This is a genomic window from Nostoc sp., from assembly GCF_036917655.1.
Classification (GTDB): domain Bacteria; phylum Cyanobacteriota; class Cyanobacteriia; order Cyanobacteriales; family Nostocaceae; genus Nostoc.
This window is the reverse complement of the sequence record NZ_JBALCY010000061.1, coordinates 1-21,914: the sequence shown is the minus strand read 5'-3', so window position 1 is coordinate 21,914 and position 21,914 is coordinate 1. Positions and strand designations below refer to the sequence as shown.

The window sequence follows — 21,914 nt, the reverse complement described above, 5'->3', positions numbered from 1 at the left end:
CACCACATGTTTGTCACAAGTTATCCCCGCAATACTCCCTTATTAGGGAGTTTTGCAGATTTCAAATGTTGCATCAAACGAGTGAGTTGGTATAAGCTTTTACGGAAAAGCGCTTGAGTGAGCAAAACTCTCAAGCGCTTTTTCGTGTATAAATAAAACAGCCCAACTCTCTAGGCTATAATACAGATGTTTTTAAATACACATATAGCAGAAAAATAAATTACTGTTACAATACTTCTTGCAATACATGCTTGATAGCTTTAGCATCCGTGCCGTAATAAATACGAGCAGAACATTTTGCTTCAATGCCTTTGGAAAAATAGCCTACATAACCTTGTAAGATAAATTACAATAACTTAAGATATTAAGTTTCCACGTTCTATCAAAACCTTTTTAACTGACTGCACGTACCACACGAATTAGTTTTTCTTGCAACAGTTCTTCTGCTGTTACAGCCTCATTTATCCGTGTTGCAAACTGCTCCCAGTTACGATTGTTAGTGCAAACAATAATACCGAAGTGGTTAGAATCACGACGAGTTTATTCGAGTTACCATCCAAATAGTTTGAGGTGAAATAATACTCGCTTAGATTTCACGCTTGCGCTTTTCAATTTCGGTGATTGGTAGTACCAGCAAAGCGATCGCACCAACACAAATACTAACATTTTCCGTAAGGCGCTTTCTTCGGGCGATCGCTTTAACTCAATTCTCTGCGTCCCTACCCTGCGGGAAGGCGTTCGCGTAGCGTCTCGTAGAGAAGCGCCTATGCGTTTAAATTTCAACCCTCAAATCGCCACGATTTTACGCAAACCTGTACTTAGCTGATTACAAAATTCACCAACTTTCCAGGCACCACAATTACCTTTTTGATCTCTTTACCCTCAATGTAACGCTGGGCAATTTCTGATTCACGGGCGTATTTCTCCAACGCTGCTTTATCTGCTTGTGCTGGTACTTGAATCGCGCCGCGAGTTTTACCCATAATTTGAATCACTAAAGTGATTTCATCAGCTACCAAAGCAGCAGGGTCAAACGATGGCCAAGTTTGAGTGTGAACTGAATCACTTTCACCCAACAAATGCCACAATTCATCAGCAATGTGTGGTGCAAAGGGTGCTAATAACACCACCAAAGTCCGAATACCTTCTGCGTAAATTGGTGAATTTTTCGCGTCAGCATCAGTTAAGGCATTACTCAACTTCATCAATTCGGAAATAGCTGTGTTGAATTGATATTCGTCTTCCAGGTCTTCCGTCACCGCTTGAATAGCCGTGTGAATCGCCCGCCGCAATTCCTTTTCTGCCTTAGTTAAATCAGATTGGGCTTTCTTACGCGATACCCCAGCCGCAACATAATCTGTCACCAAACGCCAAACCCGATTTAAAAAGCGGAATTGGCCTTCCACATCGGCTTCATCCCATTCCAGGTCTTTTTCTGGCGGCGCTTTGAACAAGATGAACATCCGCGCTGTGTCTACACCGTATTTGGAAATTACATCTTCTGGTGCGACACCGTTGCCCTTTGATTTAGACATGGTGGCATAAACAAGTTGCAATGGTTCACCTGTCTTAGGATCTCGTGGATCAGCTCGATCTACAAGATTAAAGGGAACCCACTTATCTTTACCACCCTTATTCGGATTTGTGTAAGTTAAACCCTGTACCATACCTTGAGTTAACAAGCGTTGGAAGGGTTCATCAAAGTTCAGTAACCCTCTGTCCCGCAGAACCTTAGTAAAGAACCGCGAATATAACAAATGTAAAATTGCGTGTTCAATCCCACCCACATACTGATCAACTGGCATCCAGTCATTAATTTTACTGGAATCGAAAACTTGTTGTTCATTTTTAGCGTCAGGGAAGCGCAAGAAATACCACGAGGAATCAATAAAAGTATCCATCGTGTCAGTTTCCCGCTTCGCCGGAGTGCCGCAAGTCGGACAAGCGACATTTACCCAGCTTTCCAACTGAGCCAAAGGTGAACCGCCACGTCCAGTAAATTCCACCTCTTCCGGCAACTGGACTGGCAAATCTTTGTCAGGTACTGGCACTATCCCACAGTTGGGACAGTGAATTACAGGTATCGGTGCGCCCCAGTATCGCTGCCGCGAAATCAACCAATCCCGCAAGCGGTATTGCACCCGCACTTTACCAAAACCTTGTTTTTCGGCGGATTCAATTATTGCTTGTTTAGCATCTGTGGAAGCCATACCAGTAAAAGGCCCAGAATTAATTAAAATTCCTGGTTCAGTGTATGCCTGGTTATAGTCAATTTGGATGAGTTGTGTGACTTCATCTATCTCTGATGTTGGAGTTAAGTCAAAACCTGCAACATCATCTGGGGAAGCGATGACAAAATCAATTGGCAAATCATAATTTTTAGCAAACTTAAAATCCCGGACATCGTGTGCTGGTACACCCATCACGGCCCCAGTACCATACTCATACAGTACATAGTCAGCAATCCAAATAGGCACATCTTCCCCTGTAAATGGGTTAATTGCCTTACCACCGGTGGGGATACCCCGCTTAGGTTTGTCTTCAGAGGTACGTTCCAACTCACTTTGATTGGAAACCTCTTTAATAAAGACTTCTACCGCCGCTTGTTGTTCTTTTGTGGTGACGCGTTTGGTTAAAGGATGTTCTGGTGCTAACACCAGGTAGCTGACACCATAAACGGTATCTGGACGTGTGGTGTAGACGCCGATTTTTTCATCTATCCCAATGATGGGAAATTCTAAGTAAGCGCCTGTAGATTTTCCAATCCAGTTTGCCTGCATCGATTTGACGCGTTCCGGCCAACCTGTCAATTTATGCAAGTCATTGAGCAATTCTTCAGCGTAGTCGGTAATTTTGAAAAACCACTGCCGCAACAATTTGCGCTCAACTATTGCCCCACTGCGCCAAGAACGTCCTTCGTTATCGACTTGCTCATTTGCCAGTACAGTTTGGTCAATTGGGTCCCAGTTTACCGCTGCTTCTTTTTGGTAAGCTAACCCCGCTTGTAAAAACTGCAAGAAAATCCATTGTGTCCACTTGTAATAGTCTGGTGAACAGGTAGCAAGTTCGCATTCCCAATCAATGGATAAACCAAGACGCTGCAATTGTTGCCGCATCTGGGCCATATTCTGATAAGTCCACTTGGCTGGGGGTACACCACGGTCAATTGCGGCGTTTTCTGCTGGCAAGCCAAAGGCATCCCAACCCATTGGGTGTATTACCCGATACCCTTGCATTCGCTTGAGGCGGGCAATCACGTCGGTAATCGTATAATTACGGACGTGACCCATGTGGAGGCTGCCCGATGGATAAGGGAACATGGATAAAGCGTAAAATTTTGGCTTGTTGCTAGCTGTCGGTGTCTTATCTAAGCCAAGTTCTACCCATGTTTTTTGCCATTTTTCCTCAATCGCTGCTGGGTTATATCGGGAATCCACCAAAAATTCTCCTACTGGGTCTGTCTAGGTTAACCTGCATGTCAACCTGCTAGGTTAACCTATATTGTAGGTCAACTACTCACAGATTTATATAATTGAGCATCAGCCTGGTTATGCCCGAACTGCTAGCGTTTCAGGTATAGCAAGAGTCATTTGATGAAGGTTTAGATGGTTGAATCAAATATAAAATTTTCTGATTTGGTGCGGGTTTTTGTCTACGGCACGCTTAAACCAGGTGAAGCTAACTATAAAAAATACTGTGCTGGCAAGATAATAGATGTTAAAAGAGCTTTTGTACAAGGTAAATTGTTTGCTCTACCAATGGGCTACCCAGCAATGACGCTAGGGGATAGCCAAGTTTACGGATATTTACTCTCTTTTTCCAACCCAAGGATTTTAAATGAATTAGATGTGCTGGAAAATTACCAGCCCACTAGACAAATGCCAGAAAACCTCTATAATCGACAAATTATCGAGGTTTATGAGCCACAGTCGCTCTCTCTGGGTTGGGCTTGGGTTTATTTAATGACTCTAGAGCAAGTTGATCAATTAGGAGGCTTCCTCCAATCTGACGGCTGGTGGAGCGGCTGCGGCTTAACCACAAAGTACAGTTATGATCTGTGAACTGTTAACTTTGCGATTAGTTTATGTCCTGTTTGGGGTCGTGCTGTTGCGGCTTTACCTGATAAATTGAGTTTTCTGGAGAAGCTACTGCTGCTTTCGGAATTTCAATTACCGGGTTATTTAGTCCCACCATCAGCGGGGAAGGGGGAACTATAGCCGCTGAGGAGGTTTGTATAGGTTCTGTTTGTGGTCGTTGTGCCAGTTGCGGCACCATCGAACCACCGCCTACTAAGCCAGATACTGCACCGATCACACAAGCAGCAACGGCTGCACCTCCCGCCATCCAGTTTAAACGGGAGCGGCGGCGCAAACGTGTCAATACTTGCTGAACTGTTGCTTCTGGGGACTGTTGGGCTGCTGGCACTGGGAGAGTCCTCAAGCCTTGGCGCAGTTTTAACAGTCGGGCATACAAGCATTGAACCGAGGCATCATTTGCCAGCCATTCTTCTACTTGCCTGCGTTCGGTGGCTGTGACTTCACCATCGAGGTAAGCACTCAATAACTCGAAGCGATCGCGCTTCACCATATCCATAAGACCCGTTGATTCATTGGTATGCTTGGCCATTCCATCTGGCAAATCTTGAGGAAGTTGCAAAGGAGAACGGTCGTAAAACTGAGAATCAGTAGTCATCTTAACATTATTACCAATTCATACACGGGGAAACTGGGCGGGAATTTCGGGAAAATTAGCCAATTTTATTCCTAAAGGCAGAAGCGATCTACATCTTTGGTGTAATTCTTAATCAATGCTTAAATTCTGCCATTGGGCAGAGGCAAGATACTGTAAATTAGGAATCTAGATAATTCTGCAAGTGAGCTTGCAACCTCGATCTAGCTCTGGCTATTCTTGACTTCACAGTTCCTAAGGAAACTCCAGTGATTTCGGCAATTTCTTCGTATGCCATGCCTTCGATTTCTCTGAGGACAATAGTAGTACGAAAGACTTCTGGTAAATCCGCGATCGCTTCCCGCAACTGCTCGTAAAATTCTCTAGTTGTCAGTTCTTCCTCAGGGCCTGGGGTATCGCCGGCGATTTCCCAATCCATCTCGCCGTCCTCTAGCGAACGGGGAGCATCCAGTGACAAAGGACTCATAACCCGCTTGCGTTTCCGTAACTCGTCGTAAAACAAGTTGGTGGCAATGCGGCTTAACCAGCCCCGAAATTTAGCAGGCTCTTGTAATCGGTTAATATTCCGATATACTCGAATCCAAACTTCTTGAGCCAAATCGGCTCTGTCAGCCCAATCTGGAGCCAGGTGGTATAGAACTCTATCAACTTGACTTTGATAGCGGCGTAATAGTTCTGCAAACGCAACACGATCTGGTCGCAGTCCCGCTTGACAGCGCAAAATTAAATCGTGGTTAGGGAGTTTGTCAACTTGCACTGATGCTTCTGGATACTTTGCATCAACCGTTGACCAGGATACAGTAATCGACTGACTCATAGATCGTACTGGCTCTAAATCATCCCTATCTATTAGACCTGCTAATGGAACAGAAGTTCCATGCTAAGGTGACGGATTTATGACTGGAACACGGAGGCATACAATTTTGGATACTTTTATAGCAATAAAGAGAGCCACTTTTTCCTTATACTGCTCCCATAGTTGCCCAAGACCCATCAACTAACAAAGGCGTAGTCACAAGCACAATTTGGTATTTTTAGCAACCGAGTATATACGCTTGATAAAAATAATTAAATCTGGTTATAAGGATGAAGATAAAATTTTGTAATTCTAACTTCTTGATACTTTTAAAATTCAGGTAATAATTTCTGGAAGTTGGGTTGCTGTAGTTGCTAGGATGGTGACTTAATTTTTTGATTTTGTTACCAGAATAGTTGCTGATTGTTCTGGTTGTGGCCCGTAGGCAGCACTAGAGTTATGTTGCTCTGGCAAGCGAACTTGAAAAAACAAATTGAGGGAAAATGTAATTGTGACTGCTAGCAATAGTTTTTCAAGCATGGTTTTTCTTCCACCTACACCATTAATGATTGACTGCTACATTTCAAAAGTTCCATCAGAAAGTCCGATTAAAGGCTTACAACCCGCAGAACTTTCGAGGAATGAGGTTGCTCGCCGGGAGTTTTGCCGCTGGGACAATTTGCATAGTCTTAGTTTGCCCAGAGGTGTTGGCAGATTTATAGCGGAAATGATAAGTATTGATAAATTTTTGATAATCGGATGATGAAGTCATCCAATTGCTCGGCTGGATATGTCAGGGATAAACAATAGGCGATGGCAATGGTAAGAAACGAATCTGTAGGGCGGATGGTAATGTTGCTTTGTTTTGGCACAGCATTTTTATCTTTAGCTGTCCATTGGCGCATTACTACGGCGGAACGGCAGTCTGAGAAGTCTGCATCTACTTCAATGCGGCGAGATTCTACCCGAACCAATCTTAAGGGAAGCCGCTCAGAGGGAGTCTACAAGAATCTTTCTCAAGTGAGTTTAGGGGAAATTGCGCTGGGTGCATCTGTGCCACCTGATGAAGTTACCCAAGGCTCAACTGCCCAGAGGGCGTTTACACCAAAGTCCTCTGCTATTAAGCCTCAAACTAAGTCGAAAATAATTAAGAAGAATGTAGCTAAAGCAACTACTCGGAGGGTTTCTCCACTCAAGTATTCTGCTATTAACTCTCAAATTAAGTCGAAAATAATTAATAAGAATGTAGCTAAAGCAACTATTTCGAGGGCTTCTCCACTCAAGTCTTCTCCTATTAAGCCCCAAACTCAGCCTCAAATAACTAAGAAGAATGTAGCTAAAACAACCGACTTACCAATTCAGACGCGGCTGGTGGCGCAAGTAGAAAGACAAAATCCAGTTGCGGATAATTGGCCAAAAGGTCTATGGTCTCAGGCTTCAGCTCAACAAATACCATCTAATAGGCTGGCAAATGTCAAAACGCAAGTAGTGGTTGATTTAAGCGATCGCCGCACCTATGTATATGCAGGAGATGAGGTGATAGCCAGCTACCCAATCGCTGTAGGTAAGAAAGGTTGGGAAACGCCTACAGGTTCTTTCCAGGTGATCCACATGCGACACTATCCAATCTGGCGTCACCCGATTACTGGCAAAGTGTTTCAGGCTGGTACGGATAGTCCCTTGGGAGACAGATGGATTGGTTTTTGGTCAGATGGACGGAATGAAATTGGCTTTCATGGGACACCGGATATTGACCTGGTAGGAACGGCTGTATCCCACGGCTGCTTAAGAATGCGTAATTCTGATGTCCGAATGTTATATGAGCAAGTGAGTATAGGGACAACGGTGTTAGTGCGTAATTAATTAAGAGTCAAGAGTCCAAAGTCAAGGAAATATTGCCTCTTGACTCTTAAAATTATAATTTTTGCTCAAAGTTAGGTGCATATGTCTGAAGTAAAGCACTAACTTGGCGTACAACCTCATTGCCAGTGTTTTTGCCCAAGGCTTGCCGTTCTGGGAAGAAATTGGGTCGATCGAGATAACGGTTAATCGCCTCACTTACTTGCTGAGAAATTAATTCTTGCAGTTGTTCCTGAGCCGTTTTGCGCTGGAAGTGAGCACCTTCTTCTGTAGTAGCATACAAAGGTGGTAGCCGATTGAGAGCGTAAGCAGCAATGTCCCCGACATCTAGAGAACTTTCGCTGGTGGCTTCAATTTCTGCAACTCGGGCGATCGCTTCCGTTAGTACCAATTCTTCCATGACGTTAATGAATTGTTTGCGAGGTACCGCCACTACCTCACCAGTCAATAGTGCTCCCATCAGCCGATCCAGCGCCATATACTCTTCAATTGAGAGTTCCGAGGCGTTGTCACAGATTCTACCGACTTCTGCTTCCATTGCTGGTGTCAAATAACCATCCTGGAGAGCTTGTTCTACAATTTTTTCGATACTCATAACGCTTATCATTATTTATGTTAGCCAAGCAAGGTAGGGACGGTATCAATCCAGTTTATTTTGCCTAATTCTCAGCAAAAAACACAAATTATGCACAGATGCGATTAATTCCGCCTCTACTAGTTAACGACCTTAGTTCGCCAAGGTGTTGGATCAACAGATTGTCCGTTGACATACAAACCCCAGTGTAAATGTGGCCCGGTGGCAGCACCTGTTGAACCCACTGCGCCAATTAGTTGACCAGCTTTTACAAAATCACCTTCTTTAACATTAATACGACTCAGGTGCATGAAAATACTGGTTACTCCTTGACCGTGGTCAATGCCAACTACGTTACCGTGTATCCGAAACCCTTGGGATACCCTACCTACCAAAGCAACTCGCCCAGCGGCTGGGGCAATCACTGGTGAACCGGCAGCACCAGCGTAGTCAAGACCACGATGATAGTAGTCCTTTGCAAATGTACCATTATAGTAGCGACGTACACCATAGTTTGTACTCATTCGCCCTGCATTTGGCTTCAGAAATACTCCATTCCAATACTTTTCTGGTGTTTGCAGCGCCTTAAAAGCTGCCACGCGCTTAAGTTCATACTCTGTGGCATCCACTCCGGCTTTGCCAGGTGGCAAAGTAATGCGTTGTACGGGGAACTTGCGATTAAGCACATTCACTGCCAAGTTTTGTACTTGACCATCCCCTGCAACCCGAAGTGTTCTAGTTCCAGCTTTTTCTAGTGGAGTTGTGGGAACAAAAGCCCGATATTGATTGGGCGCAATTTCAAACGCTCGATATGTATTTTTACCAGTAGCTACTGTTAGATTTGTAGCATTTTCAGAGTTATCTAAATTAATCTCTACCGATAGTGTATCCCCTAATTTAGGATTAGTTGGAGTCACCTTTACTTGTAAAGCATCCACGGGCAATGCCAAGGTGAGAGGGATAACAGCAAATATTCCCTTTAACAGATTTATTGTCCGGCGATTGGCTATTAAACTTTTGACATCAGAACCGAGCAACATTTTGTTTGAACTACTAGCGCTATTCTCAATAATCATAGAACTACAAAAAATCCCTTGCTTGTATTGGAAAATAGACTAGCTTATTACTACCAGTGTTTCCTGTTTGAAGCCGATGTTGTTGAAAACCATAAATGTTAGGAAATCCTCCAGGTATTTATGGATTGCAAGGGCGAATGATTTTAACTGTAATTTTAGTAAATTGGTCTTAACTCTAATAACCAAGGTGTATGACATTAGAAATGAGCATAAAATTTAACTAGATTGATCACAAAAACGCTCTCGTAGCTTGCCATAGGTGTCACTTTTTAGGCAACAAAGGAAACTCGTTGTGGTTACATTCATTACATCATAATACTTGAAGTAAATCTTGGAATCAACTGGACACTTATGCAACTGGACACTAATATCACATTGTTAGGTTGAAATAGGTATAGGGAAATCACGCAAACCGAGTAAGTAAATCGGCGAGAATAAATTAAACTATGTTAAATAATGTAAATATATTCAAATCTGCTCGTAGTGTTGGCCTGTGTTCTCCTAGAGAAGGCTGGAGCCGCTCACTACATAATTTTTAAGTAAAGGCTCGTAGTAGTGCTTTAGCGCCAAAAAACCATAAATCTGACGCACAAATTTAGTCTTGCCACGCCACACTTAAGATTTACTTTATAAATCAACTCTGAATGATGGAATACACTTATTAACTTTAGGCTGATAGTATTATTTTTGACTTGAGTTTACCATCTTCCATGTGAACGATGCGATCGGCAATGTCTAAAATGCGGTTGTCATGAGTAACCATCAAGATGGTACAACCTTGTTCTTTTGCCAATTTTTGCATGAGATTGACTACATCTCGTCCCGATTGACTGTCAAGGGCGGCGGTGGGTTCATCTGCCAGGATTATTTGAGGATGACTGACTAAAGCACGAGCGATCGCTACTCGTTGTTTTTGTCCCCCAGACAGTTTATCAGGATAGTAATGCAAATGATTTCCTAATCCTACCTGCTCTAACATCTGGGCTGACCTCGCTAGCATCTTTTTTAACCCAAGATGTTTGTGCAATTCCAAAGCCATTTTGACGTTTTGGAGTGCCGTTAAACTACCATGCAAGTTATGTGCTTGGAAAATATAACCGTTATGGCGTCGCGCCTGCACTAGTTGTTCAGCACTAGCACCACAAAGTTCTCGTCCCAACACCCGCAAGCTACCAGATTGGGTAGAACGCAACCCACCCACCAAGGTCAGCAAGGTAGTCTTTCCAGAACCAGAGGGCCCAGTCATGATAATAATTTCACCAGCGTTAATCTCTAAGTTGATGTTAGATAGAACTTGCTTGCGGAGTGAACTGTGACCAAAATGGTGGTCGAGACTCTGGATGGAGATGACGGAAAGCATAGGAATTTTGGATTTTGGATTTTGGATTTTGGATTTTGGATTTTAGATTTTAGATTTTAGATTTTAGATTTTGGATTTTGGATTTTGGATTTTGGATTTTGGATTTTGGATTGGGGATTGTTAATTATCCCCATGCCCAATGCCCCATGCCCATTTCTAGAACATATCAGCGGGGTCGGTGGCTTGGAGTTTGCGGGTGGCGATCGCACCAGAAATTGCACACATAATGATGGTCAGTACTAATACCTGCAATGCCCGAATCGCAGTCATGTACATGGGCAAATTTGTGGCACTGCGAGTCAATTGGTAAAGTGCTAAGGACACTCCCAATCCGGGGAAGAAGCCCAGTGCTGCTAATATCAACGATTCTTCAAGCACCACACCTAGCAGGTAGTAATTGCGATATCCCATTGCTTTGAAAGTGGCGTATTCCCGAACGTGGGCATTAACATCGGTGGAAAGGACTTGATAGACGATTATCACGCCTACCACAAACCCCATTGATACACCCAGGCTAAAAATAAACCCAATTGGGGAATTTGTTCTCCAAAAGTTATTTTCAAATTCAATAAATTCGGCGTGGGTTAAGACTCTGACATCATCTCTCAGGTAAACTTTGAGCATTGCTGCTACTTTTTTCGGGTCATAGCCTGGTTTAAGAAGAATCAAACCTAGACTGACACTGCTGGACTGTCGCCCAGAAAATAACCGCAAAAAGTTTTGATCGCTGGTAATCAAGTTGCCATCAGCGCCAAAGGAAGCCCCGACTTGGAATAAGCCAGTAATGGTAATTGTGCGCCGTTCTAGTTCGGTGGTTAGGGTTTTACCTTGGTCAATTTGAGCGATCGCTTTTTGATAATCTCCTCTAGCACCACGGTCAAACAAGACGGTATCCGGCATTTTGATCGCCTGCAATTGCTGGTTAACATCCGGTAAGTCAAAAGCTGGCTTATCTGGGTTGAACCCAATAACTAACACCCCCGTTTCCCGGTGTGTTTGAGGATTTTTCCAGATTGTGTTGTTGAAATACATTGGTTCTGCCGACTTCACCCCTGGTATATCCATTGCTTGGTAAAGTCGCCGACGAGAAAATGTAGACAAGCTTGGCAAGTTACGGGCTTGGGGACTGGTTAAAACAATGTCTGCTTGCAAACTGCGATGTAGTCTGGTGTTACTGTCATACAGCGCAGTCTGAAAGCCTAGCTGCATGAACATGAGAAGATCCGCAAAGGCAATGCCTGACAATGCCACCAAGAGACGGCTTTTTTCATGATTCAGTTGCAGCCATCCTAAAGGGGTTCGCCGTCGCAGTTGTTTGATTAATTGCATAATTAGGTACGGGGCATGGGGCATTGGGCATTGGGAATGAATCTTTGAGGTGGATGAACGGAGTTCTGAGGTGGATGAAGGAGTCCCCAGTCCCCCATGCCCAATGCCCTTTTTACAATTCAATTACTGCCTTAACTTGCATATTGGTTAAGGTGGCAGCTTTTCGGCTGGAGGCTTCATCTAGTCGGATATGGACTTCCACTATTCTGTTGTCGATATTGCTGGCAGGATCTGTGTTAATGACATTCTGCTGCCGCACTTGCAAGCCTTTGCGATCTACGATTCCCTGCAATTCAATCGGGAGGTAATCACCAAATACTCGCACTTGCTGCCCTAAATGCACTTTGCCGATATCGCTTTCGTAGACTTCGGCTATGACATACATCTGGTTGGTTTGTCCGATATCAGCAATGCCATCATTTGATACTAATTCGCCAGGATGGGTATGAATCTCGAATATTTGTCCATTTTGAGGCGATCGCACCTCAGCCTGTTTTAGATTGACTTTTGCCAGATTCATCGCTGCTACAGCACGATTAATTTCTGCTTGGGCAGCTTCTACATCCACTCCTCGCACCTCGGCGATTTCATCAAGTTTTGCTGAGGCTTCTTTGATCTGTTGCTGGCTAGTTGATTGGGTACGATTTAATTGTGCCTGTGCTTCTTGCAGGCTTTTTTGGGCGGTTTCCAAGTTTAAACGCTTGTTATCCCGTTGGGAGGCAGAAATTGCGCCCTGTTGAGATAGTTGCTGATAGCGTTCGTCTTCTGCTTGGGCGTTACGCACTTCGGCTTGGAACCGCTCAATTGTAGCTGTTTGGGCATTAATATCACCTTGGCGTTCTGCTTCTAGGTGAGCGATCGCAGCTTTTTGGGCGGCAATTTCACCGGGTTTGGCACCTGCTTGGGTGCGGTTTAGGTTTGCCTGGGCTACTTTCACTTGTTCCTGCGCCTCTTTTAATGTTGCTTGCAAGCGATCGCGGCTGTTCAAAATCGCAATCACCTGTCCTGCTTTTACCCTATCCCCCTCATTCACTAATAATTTTTCTACCCGATTTCCTTCCGCAGACACCGCAGCGGAGAGTTTAATTACCTTTCCCTGTGGTTCAATCCGCCCTAAAGCTGTTACCGTTTTTAACTGTGGCAATTGTGTTGCTGGCACTTGTGCCTCTAGATTTGCATAATTTTGCCAGCGTTTTACTATATAAAAACTTATTCCGCCAACCAATAAAGATGCAATTATACCTATAGCAACGGATGGACGCAGAATAGACTTAGGGAACGTTCTGTACCCTAGCTTTGAGTTTCGCACCATAGATTACCTCTTAACTAGTGGCGCAGAAAAAACTAAATAGATTAAGTTTTTATCCTTACCTCTTTGCTAATTTTTACTTCCTTTGTTAGTTATTGTTGATTTATCGATTCAGAGTTAAAAAAAAAAAAAAAAAATGAAAATCGTTGAGAATTTACAAACCTACGGCGATTTAGCTGGATAGGATAACAACAAGTCACTATCCAGTATTAAGATGCTTATGTTCCTGACGAACTACTTTTGTTTTTTTAAAGTACTCAGGTATAGTAAACGGTTTCCAGAATACGGGTTGTAACAGCGCCAACAAACAACAGACAAATTCAATTAAAAGGAAAGATTTTTTGTCATCAAAACCAAATAAATTCCAATTAATAAAAAATGTATTTTAATTTGATATATATATAATTTATAGTGATATATTTAACTCCTAAAAGTTCTTTTGTTGAATTGGATTTTAAATTGACCAACCAATTTGCTACCAATAACTTCAGTGCGCGATCGCCATTAGTAGCATCACTAGGAACAAAAATTTAAACTGATAGAGAATATTTCTCAGGTTTGGGCAATTTTTTAGTTTTGGGTACTAAATTCAATACAGTAGGGGCGCATAGCTATAAGCTGTGCTACCCTACTGTGTAATCGAGTTTTAGATGCTGAAACTTTAGCTTTTTGCTACTTCCAGTGTTTGGGTATTTTCAAATTTTCCGGTAGGATTGTTGTGCGATCGCCAATTGCCTGTTCAATCTGCTGTAATTCTAGGTTTTCACATCCGCTGAAGTTTGCCCTAAAGAGGTTAGCTTCTTGGAGATTTGCTTCTTGGAGGTTGGCTGTACTGAGTAAGACACCTTCTAGGTTAGCTCCAGCAAGTTTTGCCCTTTGCAAGTTACTGCCAATCAGATTTGCATCTTGGAGATTGCTACCCTCAAAGTTTACTCCTTCCAAGTTGGCATCACAGAGGATTGCTCCTTCTAAGTTGGCATCACAAAGAACTGCGCCTGCTAAGTTAGCATCACAAAGGATTGCCCCTTCCAAATTGGCATCATAAAGGATTGCCTTAGAAAGGTTCGCTTTTCTGAGGACTACGCCTTGAAGATTGGCTTCTGGGAGGATTGCTTTTTGCAGGTTGGCTTCATAAAAGATTGAGCCACAAAGATAGGTTAATGATAAGTCTGCCTCCGAGAGATTTGCTCGTGTAAAATTGACCCATTGCAAGTTAGCTCCTACGAAGATTGCCTTAGACAGGTTAGCTTCCGTTAAGTCTGCATTACTAAGGTCTGTATTGCGTAAATCTAGTTTCTGATTTACTGGATCTTTTTGTGAATCGCGTCGTCCAATGACAGTCAAGGCTGTTTGAATATCTGTAGGAAGTTTTGATGACTCTTGTAATTTGTCCTCATATTCCTGATTTACCGAGGCATTCTCGCGGATAAAAGCAGCGAGGATTTCCATAATTGTCCAATGGTCTTTCAGAGAATCCTTAGCAATTCGTTCTAAAGCATAAATTGCGGCAAATCGCGTTTCAATCTTTTCATTACCCAACTGTTCAATTGCTTTAGAAAAACGTTCTGGAACAATTTCTTCTAGAGTTTGTTGAGTGTTATTAATGCCAGTTACGATGTTGTCGTTCCAAGCTAGCGTCTCACCAAGGAGTTTAGTTAACACACTCTGATTTTCATCAACAGAGAGTCTAGAAGTATAGTAAGCATTAATAATTAATGCCAATCCCCCAATGATTATCGCCAGAGTTGTTAATGCTTGATTAATATATTCTATTTTTTCTTGATTTGAAAATCCTTCAATATTTTCAAAGAATGAAAATATTAGAGTTAATGAGAAAATAAATATAATTGAGATAAATACCAACAAACTCGTAAGTCCATTTATCTTTATGAAAGACATGTCATAAGTCTTCATATCTGACTCCTTACGGAAATAAATTTAGGTTGATTTTAAGAGGATCTGTAAAGTTATGATAGAGTACAAACACGGATAAAGTTAACGAATTATTAAATCAACTACATAAAAATCATCTATATATAGCAATCCTAAATGAGTCGTGAAAATCTCCGATTCCTCTCTCTGCGCTCTCTGCGCCTCTGCGGTTAATTTATTTTTACAAATGATTTATGACTGCTATAGCAATCCTATTTTATTTGTGAAAGTCCCAAGTCTGAGATACCCGACTTTCTAGAGAAGTTAGGGATCTGATTATTCACGAATGATTAATATATGTCCGCCTGATTACTTATTAAACCCGAAGAACCCCACCCCCTCAAAGCTACGCTTTGTCTGCCCTAAGAGCTTGCGGGGAGGGGATTATATCATGTCCGCTTGATTGCTTATTAAACGCGAAGAACCCCACCCCTTAATCCCCTGGGATTAAGGGGTGGGGTGCAATGACTGTGGGAATCGTAACTAATTATGCGGACATGGTATTAAGGGGCAATACGCTTGGGTTAAAGCCAAAAACCTTAACCTACAATTATCCTTAACCCAAGCGTATTGGATTAAGGGGAGCCAGCGCTCAGAGGGATCTCCCCAAGTGGAGCATCTGGCGGGTGGGGTGCAACGACTGTGGGAATCATAAATAATTACCCGAACTTGATATAAGTAGGGCAATATAAATCCTTGACAAGACAACAAACCTTTTATAAAAACACGCAGTTGTGACACAACATTTTTATGCATCAACCGGAGGTATTCCAGGCAATTGAAAACGCCATATTACCTGTGAAGAATAGTTTAAAATCTATAAGATTAACGAGGTTCATCTAATTACTCAGGTTTATAACAAACACCTAAGTAGATTGGACTAAATTAGAAATCGCCATGAGCAATTCCTCTGGTGCTACAGGTTTAACGAGGTGCTGTTGAAACCCTGCTTTTAGTGCTTGCTGCTGATTGATTTCGCCCGCATAAGCAGTCAGAGCGATCGCGGGAAGCTGTTTTCCCCCTATTTCTGCTTCCAGAGTCCGCACCTGTTGCATCAGCATATAGCCGTTCATCTCTGGCATCCCAATATCGCTGAGTAAGATATCTGGCTTTGACTGGGTTAGCGCTTGTAATGCTTCATCTCCTGATGCGACTGCGGTGACGATCGCGCCAAACTCCTCAAGCACAAAGCTGAAAAACTCGCGGGTATCAGCATTGTCATCCACAATCAGCACTTGTAGACCCATGAGCGGAGAAAAAACAGGAATGGCAGTTGAAGAATCGGTATTCGTGTCATCTTTAATTGTTGCACCATCTTTGATCAGTGGTAATCTAACTGTAAAGATAGCTCCCTGCTCCTCGCCAGGACTTTCGACCCAAACCGTGCCACCGTGCATTTCGACCAAGTGACGAGCGATCGCTAGACCTAACCCTAGCCCACCAAACTTTCTAGTTGTGGTACTGTCGCCCTGACGGAAATAGTCAAACACATGAGGTAGGAAGTCAGGGTGAATGCCCTTACCTGTGTCACTCACGGTAATTTGGGCTTGAGCGTCGATGCACTCCAAACGCACATTTACTTGTCCCTCTGTCGCTGTGAACTTGACGGCATTTAATAAGAGGTTCCAGAAAACCTGCTGTAAGCGAGTGGAATCTCCCAGAACTTTGCCCACAGTCGAATCAAGCATCGTCTGAATTTGAATGGTTTTAGCCTCTGCTGCCAAACGCACTGTGTCCATTGCGGCTTCAATGGTGGATGCTAGATCGACTGGCATCATGTTGAGGTTGAGTTTGCCTTGGAGGATGCGAGAAACATCCAGCAAGTCTTCAATTAGTTGAGCTTGTAATTTGGCATTGCGTTCAATGGTTTCCAGTGCTTTTTTGAGCGCTACCTGATCAAATTTACGGCTCTGCAATAGTTTTGCCCAACCGAGAATCGGATTCAGCGGCGATCGCAATTCATGGGAAAGTACCGCCAGAAACTCATCTTTGATCCGGTTAGCAGCTTCTGCTTCCGCTCTGGCTCTTTGCTCAAGTTGCAAAAGGCGATCACGTTCTGATTCAGTGCGTTTGCGATCAGTGATGTCAGTTAGCATAGCGATCGCCCCTAAGAACTCATTTTGTTCACCAAAAATAGCTCTAGCAGAAATCAGTGTCCAGATGTACGAACCATCCTTACAGCGCAATCGACCTTCTTTAAGATCACTCTCTTCTCCCTTGAGCCACGTTAGTATCTCTTCGACTGCTATCCCATCAGCGTGATCCATAAAATCAAATATGGAACAACCGAGCATTTCTTCTGCCGGATAGCCTAACATCTGTGACAACCGCTGATTCACATACTCTGTTTGGGTTTCTTGGTCAATCATCCAGATTCCCTCATAAGTAGTATCAACAATTCGGCGATACCTAGCTTCACTTTTCTGTAAAGACTCCTCTGCTTGCTTGCGCTCACGGCGCTCTTTAGCTTCCCGTAATGCCCGTTGCACGGAAGGAACTAACCGCCCTAGTCTTTGCTTCAACACATAATCGGTTGCACCGTTCTTCAAAGCTTCGATCGCTAATTCTTCGCCCAACGCGGCAGAAACAAAGATAAAAGGAACTTCAGGTGTGCGATTTCGGGCAATTTCCAGAGCAGAAATTCCATCAAAAGATGGCAGGGCATAATCGGCAAGAATTAAATCGAAAGTCTCTGATTCCAGAGCAGCTAGGAAATCAGCGCCGGTTTCCACTCGGATTAGTTCGCAATTAATTCCCCCTTCAGTTAGCATCGCTTGGGCAAGCTCTGCATCTAACAGACTGTCTTCCAAAAGCAGGAAACGGAGGACATTCATCTGTTGCTCTCCTGTTGAGGATGAGGTGCAGGAGGTAGAGCACCAACGGGAGGCTGATTGATCACTGCCCAAAAAAGTCCCACACCCTTAATAGAATCGACAAAATCATGGTAATCTACTGGCTTAACAACATAGGCATTCACCCCTAACTCGTAGCATCGAACTAGGTCTGGCTCCTCACGGGAAGAGGTGAGTACGACGACAGGAATCACTCGCATAACTGGGTCAGATTTGAGTTGTGCCAGTACTTCTAGTCCATCGATTTTAGGTAATTTCAAATCCAGCAGCACTACAACAGGATACCCTTCCATTCGCAACCGAAACAACCCCCGGCGATAAAGATAATCCAGTGCTTCCTCTCCATCACGTACCACCACCACTTCGTTGGCAAGATGGTTTTCCGACAAGGCAGCTAGGATTAACTCAGCATCGTTGGCACTGTCTTCAATTAGCAGAATTCGCTTAAGTTCTTTCATTCACTCTCCTTTCTCAACAACTTAGGCAGCGAGAAATAAAAAGTGGCTCCACTGTCAACTACAGCCTCTGCCCAAACTCGACCGTTATGTCGATGAATAATGCGTTGCACGTTTGCCAATCCAACACCAGTGCCTTCAAATTGTGGGTCGCTATGCAGGCGTTGAAATACTCCGAATAGCTTGTGAACATATTGCATATTAAAGCCTACGCCGTTATCTTTTACAAAAAAGACAACTTCGTTTTCATTCTCAGCACTTCCAACAGTAATTTCTGCTGGGTTTCGAGTCAGGGTATATTTTACGGCATTGCCCATCAGGTTGCGAAGCACGAGCCGCAGCATGGAGGGGTCGCCCTGCACTTCTAGCAGTGACTCAATGTCCCAATGGATTATGCGTCCTTGGGTTTCTCTGATCAAATCGCGTTTTACCTCCTGCACCAATTCTTCCATATTCAGGTTGATGTAGCGCATTTCGGTGCGCCCCATGCGAGAAAATGTGAGCAACTCATCGATCAGTATTCCTGCCTGTTTTGCAGTTTGGGCGATTATCCCCAAATAGCGCTGACTCGTTTCATCTAAGCTGGTTGAGCTATGCCGCTTCTGAAGCAATTCTATAAATCCGGCGATGTGGCGAAGCGGCGCTCGCAAGTCGTGAGAAACTGAATAGGAAAAGGATTCCAGTTCCTTGTTGGCGGCTTGGAGTTGGGCAGTGCGCTCTTGAATCCGTTGCTCTAGCATTTCGTTGAGTTGTAGCAGGGCGGCTTCGGCAACTTTGCGATCGTGAATGTCGCTGGCGATGCCTACCCACTTGATAATCTGTCCGCCTGCATCTCGAAATGGTAAACCCCGGACAATATGCCAACGATAGCTACCATCAGAAACTTGACGGAAGCGAATTTCTATTTCGTAGTTTGTAGCGTTAGCAACAGCCTGCATGGAAGTTTTAAAGAGGCGATCGCGGTCATCGGGGTGAATGGCATAAATCCAGCCATACCCAGCCGTTTGCTGCATTGTCAGTCCAGTGTAGTCTAACCAGTATTGATTGCAATAGGTAATACCACCATCGCGATCGCCCATCCAAATAGCCTGTGGCGACACTTCCGTTAAAATTCGGTATCGCTCCTCGCTGTCACGGAGCGCAACTTGTGCCAAGTTGCGATCGTGGATATCAACACAGGAGCCGATATAACCGCGAAACTCCCCTGTTGGTGCAAACCGAGGCACACCAGTATCCAAAACCCAACGGTATTCGCCATCAAAGCGTCTGAGGCGATATTCCATTGTAAATTTTTGTCGGGCATCAAAAGCATTAACGTATGTATCTAAGCAACGTTGAAAATCATCGGGATGAACACCTTCAGTCCACCCATTGCCCATTTCTTGCTCAATAGTCCGCCCGGTAAAATCTAGCCAGGGTTTATTAAAGTAGTTACAAAGTGTGTCAGTGTCAGACATCCATACCAGTACAGGAGCAGTGTCTGTCATCTGGCGAAAGCGGGCTTCACTTTCACGCAACGCTGCTTCTGCCTGGTTGCGATCGCGTAGCGCAGCTTGCTGTTCACTGATGTCAGTGATCAACGCTGCATACCCTTCAACTGTTCCCTGTTTATTAAACTGAGGAACATAAATAGCATTAATGTAACGTGTTCCACCATCTTTATAAGGAATTTGACTTTCAAAAGTAACCTGCTCTCCTGCGAGTACTTGTTCCACATAGGGACGAACAACTTCATAGGCGGATTCACCCACAACTTCCCAAAGATGCTTTCCATAGATTTCTGCCGCCGGATGCCCAAACCATTCTTCATAGGCTCGGTTATTGAAGCGGTAGCGTTGTTCTGAATCTACAAAGGAAATTAGAACTGGTAGCGTATCTGTAATTAGGCGAAGTTCTGTTTCTCGTTGCCGCAGTGCCTCTTCTATGCGCTTACGGTTGGTGATATCGCGCCAGCAATCTATAGCACCGATAATCTCACCTTGAGAATCCCGAATTGGTACTACATTAGCGATCGCTGTAATCCTAGTACCATCTGGACGTTCAATGATGCATTCCTCATTGCGGATCGTTTCACCATAGCGCGTAGCCCGGTATAAAGGTAGTTGCTCTAAGGTGGGGCGCGTTACACCATCAGCCAGGAACAGACCGGAGAACTGAACATAAGAGTCAGAAGACATGCCAACGAGAGATTCACTCGGTCTGCCCAAAAGTTCTTGCGCGAGTTTGCTGTTAGCGATAATTGGCAAATCAGGGAGACCACCAGTAATAGTAATCCCTTCTGGAACATGTTCTAGCAGCATTTGCAAAATGCTCTCGGCTTTTTCTGCTTGGCGGGCGCGACGCTGGGCTTCTGCTTCGGCTTGTTTGCGTTCGCTCAAGTCAAGAACAAAACCAATGATTGTCCGATCTCCCTGTTTAGCAAAGCCAAGTAGGGCGGGAACTAGAGAGCCGTCTTTGCGGATGTATTTCTGCTCAAAGGGTTTACAACTCCCAGCAATTCTCAGTTCTTCAATTGATCGCTCACTCACCTCAATGTATTCGAGTGGAGTGATCTCGCCCCAGCGGATTCGACCAGAGCGCAAATCCTCGCGTGTATAATTGAGCATTTGCAGAAAGGCATCATTAGCTTCAATGATCAAGCCGTTCAAATCAGCCACAATTACCCCAAGAATATTGGACTCTACTAAGCGACCAAACCGGGCCTCGCTTTCGCGTAGTGACTTCAGGCTGGCTTCAGCTTTCTTTTGGGCTGTGCGGCGTGATTCGTTGAGCCAGATGATTAATCCTGCTGTCAGCATGAACACGACTAGCCGCACTAAAATGTCCAGATTTGTAATCTTCAGCGGATAGAGCGGATGAAGAAATAAGTAGTTGATTACCAAAGTAGAGAAAACAGTTGCAAGTAGTCCTGGTGCGAAACCCCCGTACCAGGCACTCACCATCACCGCAGCCAAAAATAGTGCCGCAGGTGCTGCGGTGAAATATGGACGGAGCAGCAGCGTTACTCCCACTGCTAAAGCAACGGATAGCAAAGCAATAATATAGTGCAGCAGTTGCTCCCGAATGATTGCGCCCTTGTTTCTACCGCCAGCAAAAATCTTTTTGGGTTCAGCTACTTTCACTTTATGAGCCATAACTCTACTCTGCTTCAGGAAAATACTGGTTTAGCAGCCTTTTGCCGGGTTCACCCATCTGCCGTAACATTTCTTTTATTAGTTTTAGCGCTATCCGTGAAGGCACTGTATGCCCATTCTCCCAGCGATTGACTGTTTTGAATGAAACCCCTAATTTAGCAGCAAACTGTTTTTGAGAAAGATTAAGTTGCTGCCGAAGTTCCCGAATTAAATCTAAAATTTCCAGATGCTTTGTTACAGACATCTTTTTTTCCTATTCCCATAGAATGACTAGAATAAGACGGGTGTCCTATTTTTATCTCCTGCTTAGGGAATATTTCCAAGGTTATACTAATAAGTTTGGTTTTGCTGTGACTCTAGCCAACCTTGTATCTTAAAAAAGTCACGTTTGAGCCTCAGAAGGTCAACATCGAGCCTCAGAAGGTCAACGTCGAGCCTCAGAAGGTCAACGTCGAGCCTCAGAAGGTCAACATTGAGCCTCAGAAGGTCAACATCGAGCCTCAGAAGGTCAACATCGAGCCTCAGAAGGTCAACATCGAGCCTCAGAA

At 44.0% G+C, this 21,914-nt stretch carries 18 protein-coding genes; 2 read left to right on the top strand and 16 right to left on the bottom strand.

What is annotated here, in order from left to right:
- Positions 1–549: 549 nt before the first annotated feature.
- Together V7K30_RS20760 and leuS are read right to left on the bottom strand one after the other, a co-directional pair.
- Positions 550–783: a hypothetical protein gene (locus tag V7K30_RS20760; RefSeq protein WP_335002450.1), complete on the bottom strand. Its 234-nt coding sequence runs from the start codon at positions 781–783 to the stop codon at positions 550–552.
- A gap of 35 nt (positions 784–818) precedes the next feature.
- The gene (leuS, locus tag V7K30_RS20755) at positions 819–3,437 is read right to left on the bottom strand and encodes a leucine--tRNA ligase (RefSeq protein ID WP_335002448.1); all 2,619 of its coding nucleotides are present in this window, start codon (positions 3,435–3,437) and stop codon (positions 819–821) included.
- A gap of 168 nt (positions 3,438–3,605) precedes the next feature.
- Here leuS and V7K30_RS20750 point away from each other — a divergent pair, with 168 nt between their 5' ends.
- Entirely contained in the window at positions 3,606–4,061 is a 456-nt protein-coding gene (locus V7K30_RS20750; RefSeq protein ID WP_335002446.1) for a gamma-glutamylcyclotransferase family protein, read from the top strand.
- A 16-nt stretch (positions 4,062–4,077) separates the two neighbouring features.
- On the opposite strand, the gene V7K30_RS20745 is transcribed toward V7K30_RS20750, so the two are convergent.
- The 3 genes from V7K30_RS20745 to V7K30_RS20735 form a co-directional block, all read right to left on the bottom strand.
- Positions 4,078–4,692: an anti-sigma factor family protein gene (locus V7K30_RS20745; protein WP_335002444.1), complete on the bottom strand. Its 615-nt coding sequence runs from the start codon at positions 4,690–4,692 to the stop codon at positions 4,078–4,080.
- Between the two features lie 157 nt (positions 4,693–4,849).
- Positions 4,850–5,506: a sigma-70 family RNA polymerase sigma factor gene (locus tag V7K30_RS20740; protein ID WP_181928358.1), complete on the bottom strand. Its 657-nt coding sequence runs from the start codon at positions 5,504–5,506 to the stop codon at positions 4,850–4,852.
- 366 nt (positions 5,507–5,872) lie between these two features.
- A complete protein-coding gene (locus tag V7K30_RS20735; protein ID WP_335002442.1) occupies positions 5,873–6,025 on the bottom strand; it encodes a hypothetical protein in 153 nt (50 codons plus the stop codon).
- Between the two features lie 678 nt (positions 6,026–6,703).
- Here V7K30_RS20735 and V7K30_RS20730 point away from each other — a divergent pair.
- Complete coding sequence (locus tag V7K30_RS20730) at positions 6,704–7,348, top strand: L,D-transpeptidase (RefSeq protein ID WP_442941088.1); 645 nt, start codon at positions 6,704–6,706, stop codon at positions 7,346–7,348.
- A gap of 52 nt (positions 7,349–7,400) precedes the next feature.
- Here the strand turns inward: V7K30_RS20730 and V7K30_RS20725 are convergent, their stop codons facing one another.
- The 11 genes from V7K30_RS20725 to V7K30_RS20675 all read right to left on the bottom strand — a co-directional run.
- Positions 7,401–7,940, bottom strand: coding sequence for a late competence development ComFB family protein (locus tag V7K30_RS20725; RefSeq protein ID WP_335002440.1), 540 nt, complete (start codon positions 7,938–7,940; stop codon positions 7,401–7,403).
- A 119-nt stretch (positions 7,941–8,059) separates the two neighbouring features.
- Entirely contained in the window at positions 8,060–8,995 is a 936-nt protein-coding gene (locus tag V7K30_RS20720; RefSeq protein ID WP_442941086.1) for a M23 family metallopeptidase, read from the bottom strand.
- A gap of 667 nt (positions 8,996–9,662) precedes the next feature.
- Positions 9,663–10,355, bottom strand: coding sequence for a DevA family ABC transporter ATP-binding protein (locus V7K30_RS20715; protein ID WP_335002436.1), 693 nt, complete (start codon positions 10,353–10,355; stop codon positions 9,663–9,665).
- Positions 10,356–10,511: 156 nt separating this feature from the next.
- Positions 10,512–11,684 (bottom strand): ABC transporter permease DevC, encoded by a 1,173-nt coding sequence (devC, locus tag V7K30_RS20710; protein ID WP_335002510.1) that lies wholly within the window; start codon positions 11,682–11,684, stop codon positions 10,512–10,514.
- Positions 11,685–11,796: 112 nt separating this feature from the next.
- Positions 11,797–12,993, bottom strand: coding sequence for an ABC exporter membrane fusion protein (locus V7K30_RS20705; RefSeq protein WP_442941087.1), 1,197 nt, complete (start codon positions 12,991–12,993; stop codon positions 11,797–11,799).
- Positions 12,994–13,665: 672 nt separating this feature from the next.
- The gene (locus tag V7K30_RS20700) at positions 13,666–14,907 is read right to left on the bottom strand and encodes a pentapeptide repeat-containing protein (protein ID WP_335002432.1); all 1,242 of its coding nucleotides are present in this window, start codon (positions 14,905–14,907) and stop codon (positions 13,666–13,668) included.
- An 884-nt stretch (positions 14,908–15,791) separates the two neighbouring features.
- On the bottom strand, positions 15,792–17,759 hold the full coding sequence (locus V7K30_RS20695) for a hybrid sensor histidine kinase/response regulator (RefSeq protein WP_335002430.1): 1,968 nt from the start codon (positions 17,757–17,759) through the stop codon (positions 15,792–15,794).
- A complete protein-coding gene (locus V7K30_RS20690; RefSeq protein ID WP_335002428.1) occupies positions 17,756–18,235 on the bottom strand; it encodes a response regulator in 480 nt (159 codons plus the stop codon). Before V7K30_RS20690 ends, V7K30_RS20695 begins: the two co-directional genes overlap by 4 nt.
- A complete protein-coding gene (locus tag V7K30_RS20685) occupies positions 18,232–21,366 on the bottom strand; it encodes a PAS domain S-box protein (protein ID WP_335002426.1) in 3,135 nt (1,044 codons plus the stop codon). The genes V7K30_RS20690 and V7K30_RS20685 overlap by 4 nt, the downstream gene beginning before the upstream one ends.
- Positions 21,367–21,370: 4 nt before the next feature.
- Entirely contained in the window at positions 21,371–21,610 is a 240-nt protein-coding gene (locus V7K30_RS20680) for a helix-turn-helix domain-containing protein (protein ID WP_335002424.1), read from the bottom strand.
- 86 nt (positions 21,611–21,696) lie between these two features.
- The coding region (locus V7K30_RS20675; RefSeq protein ID WP_335002423.1) for a hypothetical protein at positions 21,697–21,914 on the bottom strand (218 nt) is incomplete at its 5' end.